Origin of the sequence: Secundilactobacillus oryzae JCM 18671 (assembly GCF_000740055.1) — a bacterium.
Taxonomy (GTDB): domain Bacteria; phylum Bacillota; class Bacilli; order Lactobacillales; family Lactobacillaceae; genus Secundilactobacillus; species Secundilactobacillus oryzae.
This window is the reverse complement of sequence record NZ_BBJM01000025.1, coordinates 1-16,732: the sequence shown is the minus strand read 5'-3', so window position 1 is coordinate 16,732 and position 16,732 is coordinate 1. Positions and strand designations below refer to the sequence as shown.

At 44.6% G+C, this 16,732-nt stretch carries 14 protein-coding genes and 2 pseudogenes; 9 read left to right on the top strand and 7 right to left on the bottom strand.

Features of this window, described 5'->3' with window-relative positions; translation table 11 throughout:
• The first annotated feature begins 53 nt into the window (after positions 1–53).
• The 4 genes and pseudogenes from nudC (at position 54) to LOSG293_RS07230 (ending at position 5,023) form a co-directional block, all read left to right on the top strand.
• Positions 54–902: an NAD(+) diphosphatase gene (gene nudC / locus LOSG293_RS07245; protein WP_034528699.1), complete on the top strand. Its 849-nt coding sequence runs from the start codon at positions 54–56 to the stop codon at positions 900–902.
• 91 nt (positions 903–993) lie between these two features.
• On the top strand, positions 994–3,528 hold the full coding sequence (locus LOSG293_RS07240; RefSeq protein ID WP_034528696.1) for a M1 family metallopeptidase: 2,535 nt from the start codon (positions 994–996) through the stop codon (positions 3,526–3,528).
• 147 nt (positions 3,529–3,675) lie between these two features.
• Positions 3,676–4,017 (top strand): ArsR/SmtB family transcription factor, encoded by a 342-nt coding sequence (locus tag LOSG293_RS07235; protein ID WP_034528694.1) that lies wholly within the window; start codon positions 3,676–3,678, stop codon positions 4,015–4,017.
• Positions 4,010–5,023 (top strand): annotated as a pseudogene (locus tag LOSG293_RS07230) (NADP-dependent oxidoreductase). The gene LOSG293_RS07235 and the pseudogene LOSG293_RS07230 overlap by 8 nt, the downstream one beginning before the upstream one ends.
• A 142-nt stretch (positions 5,024–5,165) precedes the next feature.
• Here LOSG293_RS07230 and LOSG293_RS07225 read toward each other — a convergent pair.
• Together LOSG293_RS07225 and LOSG293_RS07220 are read right to left on the bottom strand one after the other, a co-directional pair.
• The gene (locus LOSG293_RS07225) at positions 5,166–6,008 is read right to left on the bottom strand and encodes a hypothetical protein (protein WP_034528691.1); all 843 of its coding nucleotides are present in this window, start codon (positions 6,006–6,008) and stop codon (positions 5,166–5,168) included.
• A gap of 101 nt (positions 6,009–6,109) precedes the next feature.
• Positions 6,110–6,982: a LysR family transcriptional regulator gene (locus tag LOSG293_RS07220; protein WP_034528689.1), complete on the bottom strand. Its 873-nt coding sequence runs from the start codon at positions 6,980–6,982 to the stop codon at positions 6,110–6,112.
• A 113-nt stretch (positions 6,983–7,095) separates the two neighbouring features.
• Here LOSG293_RS07220 and LOSG293_RS07215 point away from each other — a divergent pair, with 113 nt between their 5' ends.
• The 3 genes from LOSG293_RS07215 to LOSG293_RS07205 are packed head-to-tail and all read left to right on the top strand — an operon-like array spanning position 7,096 to position 9,279.
• Entirely contained in the window at positions 7,096–7,641 is a 546-nt protein-coding gene (locus LOSG293_RS07215) for a DapH/DapD/GlmU-related protein (RefSeq protein WP_034528686.1), read from the top strand.
• Positions 7,641–8,393 (top strand): SDR family oxidoreductase, encoded by a 753-nt coding sequence (locus tag LOSG293_RS07210; RefSeq protein WP_202807497.1) that lies wholly within the window; start codon positions 7,641–7,643, stop codon positions 8,391–8,393. Before LOSG293_RS07215 ends, LOSG293_RS07210 begins: the two co-directional genes overlap by 1 nt.
• A 19-nt stretch (positions 8,394–8,412) precedes the next feature.
• A complete protein-coding gene (locus LOSG293_RS07205) occupies positions 8,413–9,279 on the top strand; it encodes an aldo/keto reductase (RefSeq protein WP_034528680.1) in 867 nt (288 codons plus the stop codon).
• 76 nt (positions 9,280–9,355) lie between these two features.
• Here the strand turns inward: LOSG293_RS07205 and LOSG293_RS07200 are convergent, their stop codons facing one another.
• Both LOSG293_RS07200 and LOSG293_RS07195 read right to left on the bottom strand, forming a co-directional pair.
• Complete coding sequence (locus LOSG293_RS07200) at positions 9,356–9,829, bottom strand: CPBP family intramembrane glutamic endopeptidase (RefSeq protein ID WP_051907250.1); 474 nt, start codon at positions 9,827–9,829, stop codon at positions 9,356–9,358.
• A 227-nt stretch (positions 9,830–10,056) separates the two neighbouring features.
• A complete protein-coding gene (locus LOSG293_RS07195) occupies positions 10,057–10,854 on the bottom strand; it encodes a CPBP family intramembrane glutamic endopeptidase (RefSeq protein WP_160171713.1) in 798 nt (265 codons plus the stop codon).
• 162 nt (positions 10,855–11,016) lie between these two features.
• On the opposite strand from LOSG293_RS07195, the gene LOSG293_RS07190 reads away from it, so the two are divergent.
• Positions 11,017–11,424: a VOC family protein gene (locus LOSG293_RS07190; protein WP_034528674.1), complete on the top strand. Its 408-nt coding sequence runs from the start codon at positions 11,017–11,019 to the stop codon at positions 11,422–11,424.
• A gap of 53 nt (positions 11,425–11,477) precedes the next feature.
• Here LOSG293_RS07190 and LOSG293_RS07185 read toward each other — a convergent pair whose 3' ends face one another.
• Together LOSG293_RS07185 and LOSG293_RS07180 are read right to left on the bottom strand one after the other, a co-directional pair.
• Positions 11,478–13,574: an ABC transporter ATP-binding protein gene (locus tag LOSG293_RS07185; RefSeq protein ID WP_034528671.1), complete on the bottom strand. Its 2,097-nt coding sequence runs from the start codon at positions 13,572–13,574 to the stop codon at positions 11,478–11,480.
• Between the two features lie 3 nt (positions 13,575–13,577).
• Positions 13,578–15,314, bottom strand: coding sequence for an ABC transporter ATP-binding protein (locus LOSG293_RS07180; protein WP_034528668.1), 1,737 nt, complete (start codon positions 15,312–15,314; stop codon positions 13,578–13,580).
• Between the two features lie 186 nt (positions 15,315–15,500).
• Here LOSG293_RS07180 and LOSG293_RS07175 point away from each other — a divergent pair, with 186 nt between their 5' ends.
• Positions 15,501–16,154, top strand: coding sequence for a TetR/AcrR family transcriptional regulator (locus LOSG293_RS07175; RefSeq protein WP_034528665.1), 654 nt, complete (start codon positions 15,501–15,503; stop codon positions 16,152–16,154).
• 280 nt (positions 16,155–16,434) lie between these two features.
• Here the strand turns inward: LOSG293_RS07175 and LOSG293_RS07170 are convergent.
• Positions 16,435–16,732: pseudogene (locus tag LOSG293_RS07170) on the bottom strand (DDE-type integrase/transposase/recombinase); the annotation flags it as partial.

Here is a 16,732-nt window from a genome sequence, read left to right as displayed (position 1 = left end):
TTGCCTTCCGCCACTGGAATGCGTATCTTAGTAGGTGAAAAGAGGTCGAGGATATGTTTCAAGACATTGAACCACATCAACTAGATGCGCGTTATGAACCTAAATCATTGAAGCAAACGGATTTTGTGGTATTGGTAAACCAACGCAAAATTCTGATGCTAAATCAAAAAGCTGAATTGCTGACGCCAACGGTTGCCGAGCTCACGGCGACTTACGATTTACCGCTGACGGAGGCTAATTACTTACTCTCGATTGAGGGGCACAACTTTTTCACCTTTGATGTTGAATTAGTTGAAGCGGGTAACTTCACGTATGAAAGTATTACCGTGTTACGAGGGATGATGCCTCAGTGGCTTGCTTTTGCAACGGCGACGGCGGGGCATCTGGCTAACTGGTACGATCAAAATCGTTACTGTGGTCATTGTGCTTACAAGCTTGAGAAGGGGACGGATGAACGCAAACTCGTTTGCCCAAATTGTGGTGCCCAGATTTTTCCTAAAATCTCGCCGGTTATCATCGTGGGTGTGACGAAGGGAGATCAGTTGCTGTTAACGAAGTACGCGACTGGTTACGGCCACTTCGCGTTGATCGCCGGTTTCGTTGAAATTGGTGAAACGCTTGAAGGTGCCGTGAAGCGCGAAGTTTATGAGGAAACTGGACTCGAGGTTCAAAACCTGCGTTACTACAAGAGCCAACCGTGGGCATTTTCTCAATCGGTGTTGATGGGCTTCTTTGCCGATCTTGCCTCAGCGGCCACTTACTCAACGGCAGAGTTCAAGGATGACGAGCAGGAACTGGCATTGAAACAGTGGTTTGACCGAGATGCCATTCCGCACGACGATACACGCAAGAGCTTAACGTGGGATATGATAGAGGCGTTTCGTGAGGGAAGTGCCCATTAGCATCTTGAAGTCCCATTTAACGAGCAAAAGTCGTATAATGGATATATTCTCATATTTTAATCAAAAATTCATTTAAATAAAGGAGCACGTCATGGCCAATATTCAACATTTTTATGAAGCATTTCAACCAAGTCATTACGACATTTATCTCAATATCAACCGGGCAACTAAGCAAATTACCGGGACGACAACTATCACCGGTGACGCTAAGCAAGCCAATATAGCAATTCACCAAAAATATCTAGAAATTGCTAAGGTCACAGTAGGCGACCAAGCTGTCGATTTTACGGTCGACAACGATAACGATGCCTTCCGTTTTGACGTGCCACAAACTGGCGAAGTTAAAGTAACAATCGATTACACGGCACCGCTGACCGACACGATGATGGGCATTTACCCTTCATACTACGAGGTTGCGGGTGTGAAGAAGCAAATTATCGGTACCCAATTTGAAACGACATTTGCGCGCCAAGCTTTCCCAAGTATTGACGAACCTGAAGCTAAAGCAACGTTTGATTTGGCCATTAAGTACGATGAACAACCGGGCGAAACCATTTTGAGCAACATGCCAGAAGTTCGTGAGGAAGATGGCGTGCACTATTTTGACACGACGGTTCGGATGTCGACTTACCTAATTGCTTTCGCCTTTGGTGACTTACAAAGCAAGACGACGACCACCAAGAGTGGCGTTAAAGTCGGCGTTTTCGGAACTAAGGCGCACGAAGCTAAGGAGCTTGATTTTGCGCTCGACATTGCAAAGCGGTCGATTGAATTCTACGAAGACTTTTATCAAACGCCATATCCACTACCACACTCATGGCAACTGGCATTGCCTGACTTTTCGGCTGGTGCCATGGAAAACTGGGGCTTAGTTACCTACCGTGAAGCCTATCTGTTATTAGACCCGGACAACACGGCCTTGGATACTAAGCAACTGGTTGCCACCGTCATTGCGCACGAGTTGGCGCACCAATGGTTCGGAGACCTTGTGACGATGAAGTGGTGGGACGACCTCTGGTTAAACGAAAGCTTCGCCAACATGATGGAGTACGTGGCAATCGATGCCATCGAACCAGACTGGCACATTTGGGAAATGTTCCAAACGGCCGACGTCCCAGCAGCCTTGCAACGGGATGCTGTTGATGGCGTGCAATCCGTTCACGTTGAGGTGCACAACCCAGCTGAAATTGATGCGCTGTTTGATAGTGCGATTGTCTACGCTAAGGGGGCCCGGATGCTGGTTATGGTTCGTGCTTTACTTGGTGATGACGCGTTACGAAAGGGCTTGAAGCAATACTTTGAAGCTCATGAGTACGGCAACGCCACTGGTGCTGATTTATGGTCAGCGCTTGGGGACGCTTCCGGCGTTCAGGTTGGTGAAATCATGAATTCATGGTTGGAACAACCAGGTTACCCAGTTGTCACGGCTGCGGTCGAAGGCGGTCAATTGAAGTTGACGCAACAACAATTCTTCAGTGGTGAAGGCCAAGAAGTAGGCCGTCAATGGGAAATCCCACTTAACAGCAACTATGATGTTGCACCAGCGATTTTCTCTGACAAACAAGTCACACTGGGCGACTACAAGGAACTACGTCAAGCAAATGGTAAGCCATTCCGTGTGAACGTTGGAAACAACTCTCACTTTATCGTGAAGTACGATGAAACGTTACTCCAAGATATTTTAGACAATGCGGATGAAATGGACGCTATTTCGAAACTGCAAATCTTGCAAGACCTACGCTTATTAGCCGAGGCGGGTGAAGTTTCATACGCCAGTGTGGCGCCAATTTTACTGAAGTTTGCGGACAGTCATTCGACGTTAGTCAACGCGGCCCTTTACCGCGTCGCTGGCAACTTGAAGAAATTTGTGACGCCAAACTCTGACGAAGAAACGGCTTTACGTCGTTTCTACGACAAGTTGAGTGCAGCGCAAGTTGCTCGTTTAGGTTGGCAAGAACAAGCTGGCGAATCAAACGATGATCAATTAACGCGACCAATCGTTTTAAGCGCCGCTTTATACGCCAAGAACGAGGCTGCAATTGCAGCAGCTCATGATTTGTTTGTTCAAAATCAAGATCACTTGGCAAGCTTACCAGCAGGTATTCGGGTGCTCGTCTTGATTAACGAAGTTGAAAACGTGGGTAGTCAAGCGGTCTTTGATCAATTATTGACAGCCTACCGTCAGTCATCTGATGCCAGCTACAAGGCGGACATTAGTGCGGCATTGACGAAGACTAAGGATGCAGCACAAATTGCTGAACTAGTTAAGAATTACGAAAACGCGGAAACGATTAAGCCTCAAGATTTGCGGGCTTGGTTCCGTGGTGTTCTGGCCAATGATGCCGGTCAACAAGCGGCTTGGGACTGGATTCGTAACGACTGGGGCTGGTTGGAAGAAACCGTTGGTGGTGATATGGAATTCAACACGTACATCGCGGTTATCTCAACCATTTTCCATACCCCGGAACGGTTGGCCGAATTCAAGGCCTTCTTTGAACCAAAGGTCAACACGCCGGGCTTAACTCGGGAAATTACGATGGACACTTCAGTCATCGAAAGCCGAGTGGCACTGGTTGAAAAGGAAAAGGCTGCGGTGAATGAAACAGTAGCTGGATTAGTTAAATAAATATGAATTGAGAAATGGCGGAACACTCAGTTGAGAGTGCTTCGTCATTTTTGCTTTGTCTCGATTTTCTTTCCCGATGTGGTAATTGTTGAAATGACGTAGTAGGATAAACGCAAAGGTTTAAATTTTTGAACGGAGGAACGATAGATGGGCAAACAAGAAGATTTACAGGCCATTAAGGATGGCTTCATGAAGACGCAAGATATTTTGTTGGCACTAGGGGATGAAAACCGACAATTGATTCTCATTTCGCTGTTGGAAGCGGGATGTGATGGGATGCGAGTGGGATTGCTGACCGAAAAGACACATCTGTCACGACCGGCGGTATCCCACCATTTGAAAATTTTAAAGGCGGCGAAGTTGGTTTCGGTGCGAAACGTCGGCACTAAGCACTATTACGCGGTTAATCCAAACCCCAATTTTGCAATCATGCAACGAACAACAGCAACTATTGAACGACTAGCAGAGGAGAATGAACAAAATGACTAAAACGATGAGCGCAATGCAAATTGAAAAATATGGACACACTGAATTAAAATTGAAGCAGGTACCAATGCCAACTATCGCGCCTGATGAAGTTTTGGTGGCTATCAAGGCCGCAAGTGTTAATCCGATTGATTCAAAAACCAGAGAGGGTGGCATTAAATTACTAGTGAAACACGAGATGCCCTTGACCCTTGGACATGATTTTGCGGGGGTTGTGACGCAAATTGGGAATCGAGTTAATAAGTTTCAAATTGGTGATGAAGTCTACGGCCGTCCACGAGATTCTCAAATTGGGACGTTTGCGGATTATTTAGCTGTGAACGAGGCGGACATTGCGCTGAAGCCTCAAAATTTGTCGTTTGAAGAAGCGGCGGCAGTACCGTTGGTGAGCTTAACGAGCTATCAAGCACTGATTGATCTGGCTAAAATAAAGCCTGGTCAAAAGGTCTTTATCCAGGCCGGTGCCGGTGGTGTCGGCTCAATTGCAATTCAAATGGCAAAACACTTGGGTGCCTATGTGGCAACGACTGCTAGTCCCAAGAATGCAGCAACCGTTCAAGCGCTGGGTGCTGATCAAGTGATTGATTACCACTCAGAACAGTTTGATGAAATTCTCCACGATTACGACATGGTGTTTGACACGTTAGGTGGCGAGCAATTAGATAGATCATTCAAGGTACTGAAACCTCATGGCATCATTGTGTCACTTTCCGGATTACCAGACGCTAAGTTTGCGCGAGCCAAAAAGTTAGGATGGCTGAAGGCGACGTTGTTCGGATTAGTCACAAAAAAATTGGCAAAGTTAGAACGCCAATTTCAAGTGACCTATCAGTTTTTATTCATGGATGCGAATGGGGCTTAACTAGCTGAAATAACACAGTTAATCGAACAGGGTAAGTTAAAACCAATTATTGATCGTTCGTTTGCACTCGAAGATGCGCAAAAAGCGCGGGAATATTCTGAGACTGGGCATGCTCACGGTAAAATTGTGATTAAGGTAAATGATTAGAGAACGATTCTATTAAGTTGAAGTCAATTAGGTTTAGTTTTTCATTTTTATGAGAGCTAGGCCTTTTTTATTTTCAATTAACTAAAAAGCCCCAAGCCAGTCAGACATTTATCTAACCACCTTGAGACTCCTAAATTTGTTTCTAATTTGACGTTACACCAAGGCTATTCAACCAATTTTGAACCTGGTTTTGCACCTGATTCCAAATTGAAGCGCCTTGGTCCTTGGCATCATCAATGGCGGATTCTGTCGAGCTGGTATCCGAACTTGCAGACGAGCTCGATTCACTCGGTGCGGAGGAAGAGCTTGAACTACTATCCGTACCACTAGAGTCCTCGTTGGAGCCGTTACCGGTTACCTTGTCTTTAATGCTGGAAATGGCACTGCTAAGGTTACTCTTGCTGGAACTGCTTGCTTTGGCAGATTCCGCTTGTGTTTCGACGCACTCCTCAATTTGCTTGTACTCATCGGAGTTTTTCCGGACAAAAGTGACACTCGATTTGTTACCCAGCCCAGAAATCGTCCCATCCGGATTACTGAAGGTCACGTGGTCGTTATCGGCGGACAGCGTGTAAGTTGCGGCCGTCTCGTCGAAGGTAGCTGTATCGCGCGAACTGTCATCTTCAAAGGTGCCGGTTTGTGAATTGGTTTGGTTGTTATTGGGCGTGTAGGTATACTTACCACTCTTGATGGTTAGCGTACTCAGATCATCAACGTCCGTCACCTTGGTGTAGGTGGTGCCACTACTATTACTAATTTCGACCCAGTTACCACTCAAGGCGGAGCGGGAGCCAATCCAGACAAACAGGATAACCACAATCGCAAGGATTGCAATCGGGCTTAGCCAGAGCTTGCGATGTCTGCGTTTCTTTTTCTTATTTTTCTTTTTAGTTTTCTTATCAATCGGTTGATCGTCACTGAATTGCTGCGCTTTTTGCTGTCGCAATTCTTCTCGAGTCATTGGCGTTTCATCATTGTTATTCATCGTCACAACTCCTATTCATTTTCCTAAGCATAGTGTACAGCAAATTCCGCTAAATGGCTGAATAGCAGTCTGGCCGTAAGAAAAATTTAGAGTCTCAGCATTTAAATGTTTTGCTTGAGTGTATCCAAAAAAAGCTGGCTTACATTAGGTAAACTATGATTTTTTGGCCAAATCAGGGTGTTCGGTTCACTCATTTTTGGTGACAACGGGCGAAAAATGAGATCTGTATCGCCGGTTGTATCCACCAGATCTTTGTAAGTCAGCGCAATGCCGGCACCTGTTTCGACGAGTAACTTCGCATTGAAAATCAGATTGTAAGTACCGATGAAATTGTACTGGTCGATTAAATTATGGCTCCACTCCCGAAACGTGGCGAGACGCATCATTTGACCGGAACCAATGAGGGGGCGCCCCAGAAGGTCGCTGGCTGTGATCACTTCATGGCTGGCGAGCTGTTCATCTTTACGCATCAACGCGCCCCACTGATTTTCATCGGGTAACGTCAGGGTGTTGTATTGGCTCAATTGTTGGTGCCCCATGATGACGGCGAACTCTAGTGTACCAGCGTCCAATTTGGCTTTAATATCCTCCGAGTCACCACTTTTCAAGTTGATATGGACTTCAGGATATTGGCGCACAATTTGCTGAATGGTCTGCATGACCGGTCTAAGGCCAATACTTTCACCAGCCCCGATATCCAGCGTTCCACTGATGATATCCTGTTTTTGGAGGTTATAGGTTGTTTTATCGACGATGGAAATGATTTCCTCGGCACGCTGCATCAGATAATGACCTTCTTGGGTTAACAGAATTTGCCGGTGCGCCCGTGAAAAAAGCTTAGTCCCCAGCTCGGTTTCCAGATCCTGAATTTGACGAGAAAGGGCGGGCTGGGAAACGTGGAGTGAGTCGGCCGCACGCGAAAAATTTTGTTCTCTGGCGACGGCGACGAAATAACGAAGAACCCGAATGTCCATTTGGTTGCTCCTAACTATAACGAAAAATTATGAATAATGATTTCATATAAGTATTTAACATTATGATAATCCCTAGCTATACTAGAGTCAATTTAAAGGAACGGGGTGAAGCCTTGCATTCAAAAATGGATTTAGGAACGATAGCGTACGATGAAGTTGAGCATATCAATGAGACCAATCAACGATTGGTTCAAGAGCTCAATACCGGTGCGCATACTCAAACAGAAATTAGACAGTTAGTTAGTCAAATTACAAATGAACGTATCGATGAGACAACGGAAATTCGGTTGCCGTTTCACACGGATTTTGGTCGTAACTTGCATATTGGTGAATCAGTGTTCATCAACGCCAATGCGATGTTTACTGATTTAGGCGGTATTTACATTGGCGACCATGTACTGATTGGTCCTAATGTGACCATCGCATCAGTCAATCATCGAATGGTACCAGCGGATCGCCGTAACTTAGACCTAGCTTCCGTCCACATTCACAATAATGCGTGGTTGGGCGCTAATGTGACTGTTACGCCAGGTGTCTCGATTGGTGAAAATGCGGTGGTGGCTGCTGGGGCAGTTGTTACTCGGGACGTACCGGATAATATGGTGGTCGCAGGGGTGCCCGCACGAATGGTTAAGAAGATTGATGAAAAGGGAGTTTAATGATGAGTCTAAAAGATAAAGTAGTTGTCATTATGGGAGCTTCAAGTGGCATAGGTGCTGCAACTGGCAGCTTGCTGGCACAACGAGGTGCCAAATTAAGTTTGGCTGCTCGTCGGTTAGATCGGTTAACTGAAATCAAGCAGGGCAATCCTGAAGCTGAAATTGAAGTTTTTCAAGCTGATGTTACCAAAAAGAAAGATGTTCAAGCCGTGATTGACGGCACAGTTGCTGCATTCGGGCGCGTCGATGTTATTTTCAATAATGCTGGTATTATGCCAGTTAATAACCTGGATCAAGTTGCCCACGACGAATGGCAACAAATGTTAGATATTAACGTTAAGGGCGTTTTAAACGGCATTGCGGCTGCACTTCCAGTTATGAAGCAACAAAAGAGTGGCCACGTGATTACGACTTCGTCAGTATTAGGTTACGAGGTGTTACTAGGGTACGCAGCTTATTCAGGGACCAAGTATGCGGTTAGAGCAATTATGGAAGGACTGCGTCAAGAGGAACACGCAAATAACATCAAAACGACGATTATTGCACCAGGATCAGTTAAGACTGAGTTATTTAATTCTATTAATAATGAGGCCGTTAAGTCTGGTTTGGAAAACGCAATGAAGCAGCCTGGTTCGGAAATGTTTGCATTAGATGCCGAAGAAATCGCTCAAGCAGTTGCTTTTGTAATTGATACGCCTGCTAATATGGCGGTCAATGAAATGGTCATTCGACCAACACAACAAGAAGTTTAAAAAAAGGAGATCTAATTAAATGAGTATTTTTGAAGAAACAGATACATTAACAAATGGTGTTAAGATTCCCCGGTTTGCATTAGGTGTTTGGGAAATCGATGATAACAAAGTGGCTGATGCAGTTAGCTCAGCAATTAAAATTGGCTACCGTCATATCGATACCGCTCAAGCTTACGGTAACGAACGTGGCGTTGGTGAAGAAATTCGTCAGTCAGGCGTTGCCCGCGAAGATATTTTTGTGAACTCAAAAGTGGCAGCTGAGTTGAAGACTTATGATGAAGCTAAGCAATCGATCGACGAAACCCTTAACAAGATGCAACTCGATTATTTAGACATGATGATTATCCACAATCCTCAACCATGGGTGGAAGTGAACCAATCAACTGACCGTCATTTTGAAGGTAATTTGGAAGCTTGGCGCGCACTTGAAGACGCCATGAAGGAAGGCAAGTTGCGTGCAATTGGCGTTTCCAGCTTTGAAAAAGCCGATCTCGATAACTTAATCCAAAATAGTGACACGAAGCCAATGGTCAACCAAATTCTGTCTCATATTGGTTCAACACCACTTGATTTGATTAAGTATTCTCAAGAAAATGAAATTGTCGTTGAAGCCTTTTCACCAATTGCGCACGGTTTAGCTATGCAAAACGATGCAATTAAGGCGATGGCAGCGAAATACAACGTGAGCGTTCCTCAGCTTTCTATTCGTTATGACTGGCAACTAGGAACTGTCGTGCTACCAAAGACGGAAAACCCAGATCACATGAAGTCTAATTCAGAAATTGATTTTGAAATTTCTGCTGAAGACATGGAAACCTTGAAGAAGGTTCAACCGCTAGATTACGGTAACGCAAGTGCTTACCCAGTATTCGGCGGTAAGATATAATTAAAAATGACCTCAGGAGCATTCGCTCTTGGGGCCATTTTAGTCAGGTTCTACAATGCTGGTTCAATACTTAATATTATCCGATTCCAAACAAAGCCATGATGAAGACTAGCAATGCGCCGGCAAAGCCCATGAAGTCAAAGAGAAAGTGAGTCGCAATCGCTTGCCAAATATTCTTTGACCAGTAGTAAATGAGGGCGTACCAGGCACCAACTGCCATGTACGGAATCATCTGGATGACCTCACCATTAAAGTTATTCCAATGGGCAAGGCCGAATAGAATTGATGAAACCACAAACATTAACCAGGTTAATGCGCCACGATGACGCCACTGGAAAAAGAGCACGTGGCGGAAGACCAGTTCTTCGGTGAACGGTGCCATTAAAACCGTTAGACTGGCAATCAAACCGGTTGTTTCAGTTTGGATACTTAAGACGTCAACACCACTAGTTTCCATCGCTGTTAAGCCAGTTGCTTTGAGCGCCAAGCGGACAACAATTAAAATGCCGTAGGAGACAATGACGCCACCAATCGCCAGCAGGACCTTCATAAACCAGCCCTGTGTCCATTTATGCCAATCCGTTTTCAAGAATATCGCGGAATAGGTAAATGGCAACTAGGAAACCAATAAAGAAGACTAAGGTCATGACAGTTGTTTTCATCAGTTGCGAATGGAACGGTTTGACCAGAATTGGCCCCAATGTTAATTCGACAATGGGGATGAGGACGGCCACGATGGACTTAACCGGGTTGATGGTTGCAGGCCCTGTTGTGACATCACGATCCCGAAAAGTTCACGTGACTTTTTGATTTGACGGTCATACCAGGTTGGTGGACAAATTGGCTACTGACCTGATTACGGCGAAGCAACCAGAACCCAATGGCCGCAAAGACGACGAAGTAAATGATCCCGGTTGTTAAGCTGGTACCTGCATTGTTGCTCAAGGTGCCAAAAGCGAGATGGTCAAAAGCATCAATGATGGCATGGGCAATGATTACCAACCATAAGTTGTGGATTAGTAAGTAAACCACGGCGAAGAAGAAGCCAAGTGAAATCGCGGCTAGCGTCTGGGCAACTGTATTTCCAAAGTTGCCATTAAGCGCATTGACTAGATGAGTGAAACCGAAAGCCAAGCCACTTAGCACAGCGGTCATCAAGGCACTGATATTCAAACGATTATAGAACTGGTTAACCAAGATCCCTCGGAAAACGTATTCCTCAAAAATCCCGACACCAAGGCCTAAGATGATTGATAAGATGATATTGCTAAATCCAAAATTGAAACTTGGATTCAGTGTTGCATCGCCGATTAAGACCACAATAATCGGTAACAGATACAGCCAGTTTTTCGTGGCCGTACCAAATGCCCAACTGACCTGGGATTTGAAGTAAGTTTTATCTAGTCCCCACCAGAATAGTAGTGCTAGAATTTCAGTCAGAACGGGCTGATAAGCCGCAAGACTGTCGAGCGGCAACAGATGAAACGCGATGTTAGAAATGATCCAGGCTATCGTTAAACTGATGATGGCCAAGATGATTGAAAAAATAAATAATAGCGAAGCGTGTTTTCTCATTTTGATTCCCCCAATCTCGATTTGATTCCAACCATGATTATACGCCGTTTTGCTGGCATGACGCATTTAGTGACTCAATTCATGAGTTGGATTCCTTGCGAGCAAAATGCCCGCATGTGATAATAATACCGTACCAGAATCTGATCTAAAAAGAGTTTCGTTATGGCAAAAATGGTTTTTGTTAATTTACCGGTGACAGACATGGAACGCTCGATCAAATTTTATACAGAACTTGGATTTAAGCAAAACTTGGATTTTTCAGATGCAAATGGTGCAGGCATGATGTGGGATGAAAACATCTGGATCATGCTGTTGACGCACGATTTTTACCGTAAATTTTTGAAGGATCAGGATCTGGCTGATACTAAACTGACGAGTGGCTCAATGACCGCTTTTAGTATGGAATCGATAGACGAAGTGAAGCAATTCGCCAAAACGGCTAAGGCCAACGGTGGCGACTACTATCACGTCGAAATGGATATTCCTGAGGACCAAATGTACGAATTAGAAGTGAAGGATCCGGATGGCAATGTGCTGTCTGCTTCATGGATGAATATGGAAATGAGTTAAGTTAAGCGTATGAGAAAAGCGTTCCCGAAAAATATCGGGAACGCTTTTTTGGTTTATTCAAAAACGAATTGGTTATGGTACAGTTCGGCGTAGAAGCCATCTGCGGCAACGAGTTCTTCATGAGTACCCGTTTCGATGATTTGACCATCTTTCAGCACGATAATCTTATCGGCGTTCAAGATTGTCTTCAAACGGTGGGCAATCACGAATGACGTCCGGCCAGCAATGGCAGCTTCCATGGCGTACTGGATTTGTTGCTCCGTCACCGTATCCACGTTAGAAGTGGCTTCATCCAAGATAAGGATGGCTGGGTCTGTCAAAATCGTTCTCGCAATTGATATTTGTTGCTTTTGACCAACAGAGAAGACAGAGTTGTTATCATCAACAACGGTTTCGTACTTGTTTGGTAGGGCTTCAATAAATTCATGAATGTGAGTGGTTTTAGCCGCTGCAATCACTTCGTCCATTGAGGCGTCTGGTTTACCAAAGCGAATGTTATCCGCAATGGTACCGGAGAAGAGAACTGATTCCTGAAGGACAATTCCGACTTTAGCTCGTAAACTGTCGAGATCAAATTCACGAATGTCAGTGCCATCATACTTGATGACCCCTTTATCAACATCGTAGAAACGGTTCATCAGGTTCATGACAGTAGTCTTACCAGAACCGGTAGGACCAACTAACGCAACCATTTGACCCTTGTCAACGTCGATTGAGACATCCTTCAAGATTGGTCGATTAGGTAGGTAACCAAAGTCGACATTTTCGATTTGGATACCATCGCCCACGCCATCAAATGATTTCCCATTTTCTGGCCGAACTTCATCCGGTTCGTCGAACATGACGTTCAATCGAGTGGCACCGGTAATTGCAAGTTGCAATTGACCGAATGATGAAGAAATTTGCATGATTGGGTTGTAGTATTGTTGGGCGTATTGAATGAACGTGACCACGAGTCCGAGGGCTGCAGCGGTGCTCAATGAGCTATCATTCAACGCAATCTTGGTACCTAAGAAGATGACTAAGGCAGTTGTCACTAGTGAGAAACCGTTCATTAGAGGGAAAATCATTCCTGACCAAGTTTGAGCGGCGAAGGTTGATTTTTGCACCTTCTTGTTTCGGGTCATGAAGCCGTTAATGGCATCTTCTTGTTGACCTTCAACGATAATCGCTTTTTGACCAGAAATCTTTTCATCCATGTAGGCGTTGAGGACCCCAACTTCGGCTTGTTGCCGGTCGGTTGACTTCTTCGCTTGAATGATAATAATGACGGCTGCCAGCACAGCGACTGGAGTGGTTGAAACAGTCACCCAAGCCATGTTGACATTTTGATCGAAAATCATGATGACGATTCCGATGTAAAGGGCAACGTTGGTAGCAACGTTAACGGCAGCTTGGTTTAATGTATTTTGAATGTTATCCAAGTCAGACGTGAAACGAGCTAAGATATCACCATCTTCGTGGCGATCAAAGTAAGCAATCGTCATGCGTTCCAACTTACCGAATAATCCTTTACGCATCCGGTTAGTTGAGTGGGCCACGATTCGAGAGAAGAGAATCGTGTAGATTAACTGCGCCACGCCAGTGAAGACATAGAACCCAAGCAGCTTCCACATCGCACCGAAGAAGTCGGCCTTGCTTGCCGGATTTGAAACGGCAACGCGATGCAGTTCATTAATCGTTGTCCCTTTTGGTAAATTCTCCAATAGGGTTTGTGGTACGTTTGAATTAGTGAGTAAGTGCCAATCTGAAGGCATTTTAGCCATTTCTTGGAGTGATTGAATTGTCGTACCCTTTGGTAACTTAGAAAGAACCTGTTGTGGCACGTTCGCATCGGTCAAAGCTTGCCAACCAATGTGAGTACCACTCGCCTGGCTAAGTTGGCCGGCAATTTTTTGGAGTGAATCTTGTGCGGTTGTGCCGGCCTCGGCCAGTTTCTTAAGTGCCTTAATGGCATCATCCGCGTGTTGATGGGTGAAGAAATCGCCCACATAAGTTGATAGGTGAGTGATGGCTTTACCCATGATAACAGGGGCTTCAACTTGCAAATAGGTTGCCGCAAAAATGAAGATGGCAATGATTAGAAATTGAAGTTTATATTTCTTAAGGTAGAGGTAGAAGAACTTAAATGCTCTAGCAGTATCATTCATTTTTTAGGCCTCCTTTGCTTTTTGAGTGGCATAGATGTGTTGGTAAACATCGGAACTTTCAACGAGTTCCTTGTGGGTTCCTTGAGCAACCACACGACCTTCGTCCATTACCAAGATCGTATCAGCGTGAACCACTGAAGAAATCTTTTGGGCGATGATTAGAGTTGTGGTGCCCTTGAGGTCCTTACTGAAGGCCTCTTGAACCAGTTTTTCGGAACGAGCATCCAGCGCAGAAGTAGAGTCATCCAGGATTAAAACCTTCGGCGACTTGATAATGCCTCGAGTGATGGACATCCGTTGTTTTTGACCACCGGAGAAGTTGTTACCACGTTCTTCGACTTCAGCGTCATAGCGATCAGGTAACTTATTGATGAACTCAGCTGCTTGAGCAATCTGAGCTGCACGATCCATTTCCTGAGCATTGGCATCTTGCTTACCTTGTTTCAAGTTACCGGCAATGGTACCGGAGAAGAGGATGGCCTTTTGTAGAACGATTGAAATGTTTCGCTTAAGGGTTCCTTGCGAAACGCGCTTCAAGTCTTTACCGCCCACCTTAACCGTTCCTTCAGTAGGATCGAACAATCGAGGAATTAGTTGCGCTAGAGTAGACTTACCAGCTCCGGTTGCGCCAACCACACCGACCATTTGGCCTGGCGCGACTTTAAAACTAACATCCTTCAACATTGGTTCCTCATCATTTGGATAAGCAAACGAAACGTGATCGAATTCAATTGAGCCTTCGAGGTCTTCATCGGGAACGTCATCGTAGGTCATTGAAACCTTGGCATTCAGGACTTCTGAAATTCGGCCCATGGAAATAAATCCACGAGAAGCAAACATCGACATCATGCCACCCATGATAATGGCGAACATGATTTGCATCATGTATTGGATGAAGGACATAATACCACCGAGTTGGTCAGCGGCATTTGATGCTGAATCCGTGATGAAAGTTGAAACAAAAATAATAGCAACAAAAATAGCGAGTTGTGAGATCAAGGTGAAGGCTGGCACCATTGTTGAGAAGATGTAGCCAACTGCTAAGTTATGACCATAAAGATCGTCTGATTCTTTATCAAACTTAGCTTCTTGATTTTTTTCTTGAACAAATGATTTAACCACCCGGGCACCCCGGAGGTTGTCCTTGGCGATTCCGTTAATGCGATCCATCAAATTTTGGAATGCCGCAAAGTGAGGGCCCATGGCTTTCATTGAAAGACCAGTGACGATCACGATGAGGAATACCATGACGATAATAACCCACCATAGTTGTGGCATGGTGATAATCGAAAGAACAAAGGCACCAACAAAAAGGAGAGGCACTCTGATTAAGACCTGGAAGATCATCATGAGGAGCATTTGAATTTGGTTAATATCATTCGTCATCCGAACAACGAGGTTCTCGGATTTGAATTTTTCGATATCTTCATATGAGAAGGTTTGAATCTTTCGGAATGTTTCCTCCCGTAAATCGGCTGAAACTGCCTGCGAAATCTTAGCGGCAGTAATGGTGTTTAGCACAGAGCCAATTAACCCAATTACGGCAATTCCAATTAGCGCCACCCCGTAGTCGCTAATTTTGTCGATCTTACCGCTAGTCGAAAGTGCTGTATCCGCCATGACGCTAAGAATCTTTTTCATATAACTAGGTTGCCATAGTGTTGCGCCGACTTGCAGCAGCATCGTTAATAAAGCAGCCGTAACCAGTAATTTATACTTACCGATTGCTTTTCTAATCACAGTTGTGTCCTCCCTTGGTTTAGATATTTTAAACTGAATGTGATATGATGATTCAGTCCTCCAACACTGTTGGAGTTAAGTGATAAAAAAATGCTTTTGAAAAAACAAAATTAACATGAATGATACCAAAAAAGCCATTGAGATACAATTGTTATTCCCTATTATTTTGAAAAAGGAGGCGCATTTTTGCCAAAGGAAATTAAACGAGAACAAATTATTCAGCAGGCCATCCAAACAATGGGCGCGGAGAGCTCATTTGAAAAATTTTCCATGCGTCATGTCGCGCGTGATTTGCACATCGATGTGTCGACGCTTTACTGGTATTTTAAGAACAAGCAGGAGATTCTGCAGGCGATGGCGGACGTCATCATTGCCGAAGTAAAGTTTCCGTCGTCGGAGCTGGACTGGACAACGCAACTCAAGCAACTATTTGGGAACTTGTTTGATGTTTATCAAAAATATCCGTCGTCCGCTGTCTTGATGGCTGGAACGATTCCGTCTTCATCCACTCGGCTTCAGCTTATTGATCATGCAATTGGAATTATGGCTGATGCGGGTATCGAAGAAGAAACGGCTAACATTGCGCTGACCTCGATTGATTTTCTGCTGACCGGGCTCACCATTGATTTGGCCACTGAAAGTCGATTTAGACGTCAGATTGCTGATCAGAAGGACAGGGGCCTTGCTGACCAAGTTGCGCTAATCCGGCAGCGAGTCCAGGACCAAAATCTTCATCACATGGCGGCTTCAGTACGGATTCGCAATTCGCTTTCCGCCAAGCAACAGTTTGAGATGGGCATCTCAATCATTATTGAGGGACTTAAGTCAAAACTAAGCTAATTAATATAGAAGAAAAGTGGCTAACGAGCCACTTTTTTTGTGCAATCCGTGATTAACGGTGGGGGTATTTGTACTTCGTTGGACCAGTATATTTGACTTCCTATATGATAAATCTATACCGAAGACGTAATTCAAGTGATTTTAGGGGGAGTTATCATGCACAATAGACAATTATTGCGTTCAAAGAAAGAAGCTAAACAACATTATAAGATGTATAAGACTGGTAGGGGCTGGTGGTTGGTACTGTGCCCTGTCAAGTTTACACATTAAATAATAAAAATTAGTTGGCTTTGCCAAAACGGTATTCCGCTGCGGTAAGGTCATTTCTCTTCGCTGAGATAAATTTTTCAGTGAAATAGGTAATTCCTTCTCTAACTTGTCCTTCTAGTTCTAATAATGTTTGTGCTTTAGGCAGGTGTGCGATCCAAATAGCCTTAAAATCTGCCCACCAATGTTCTATTACGGCATTGTCAGCCGGTATCCCTGGTGCTGAATAACTGTGTTGGGCATCATTAACTACTAAATACTGATTAAATGCTTTGGAAGTATACGCCGCACCACGATCAGTATGAATTAAC

What these genes read in the sequence shown, in the direction of transcription:
- LOSG293_RS07240 (WP_034528696.1), top strand. Translation starts at nt 994, where the DNA reads ATGGCCAATATTCAACATTTTTATGAAGCATTTCAACCAAGTCATTAC.
- LOSG293_RS07200 (WP_051907250.1), bottom strand. Translation starts at nt 9,829, where the DNA reads ATGAAGGTCCTGCTGGCGATTGGTGGCGTCATTGTCTCCTACGGCATT.
- LOSG293_RS07210 (WP_202807497.1), top strand. Translation starts at nt 7,641, where the DNA reads ATGATGAGTCTAAAAGATAAAGTAGTTGTCATTATGGGAGCTTCAAGT.
- LOSG293_RS07185 (WP_034528671.1), bottom strand. Translation starts at nt 13,574, where the DNA reads ATGAATGATACTGCTAGAGCATTTAAGTTCTTCTACCTCTACCTTAAG.
- LOSG293_RS07220 (WP_034528689.1), bottom strand. Translation starts at nt 6,982, where the DNA reads ATGGACATTCGGGTTCTTCGTTATTTCGTCGCCGTCGCCAGAGAACAA.
- LOSG293_RS07195 (WP_160171713.1), bottom strand. Translation starts at nt 10,854, where the DNA reads ATGAGAAAACACGCTTCGCTATTATTTATTTTTTCAATCATCTTGGCC.
- LOSG293_RS07190 (WP_034528674.1), top strand. Translation starts at nt 11,017, where the DNA reads ATGGCAAAAATGGTTTTTGTTAATTTACCGGTGACAGACATGGAACGC.
- LOSG293_RS07205 (WP_034528680.1), top strand. Translation starts at nt 8,413, where the DNA reads ATGAGTATTTTTGAAGAAACAGATACATTAACAAATGGTGTTAAGATT.
- nudC (WP_034528699.1), top strand. Translation starts at nt 54, where the DNA reads ATGTTTCAAGACATTGAACCACATCAACTAGATGCGCGTTATGAACCT.
- LOSG293_RS07235 (WP_034528694.1), top strand. Translation starts at nt 3,676, where the DNA reads ATGGGCAAACAAGAAGATTTACAGGCCATTAAGGATGGCTTCATGAAG.
- LOSG293_RS07225 (WP_034528691.1), bottom strand. Translation starts at nt 6,008, where the DNA reads ATGAATAACAATGATGAAACGCCAATGACTCGAGAAGAATTGCGACAG.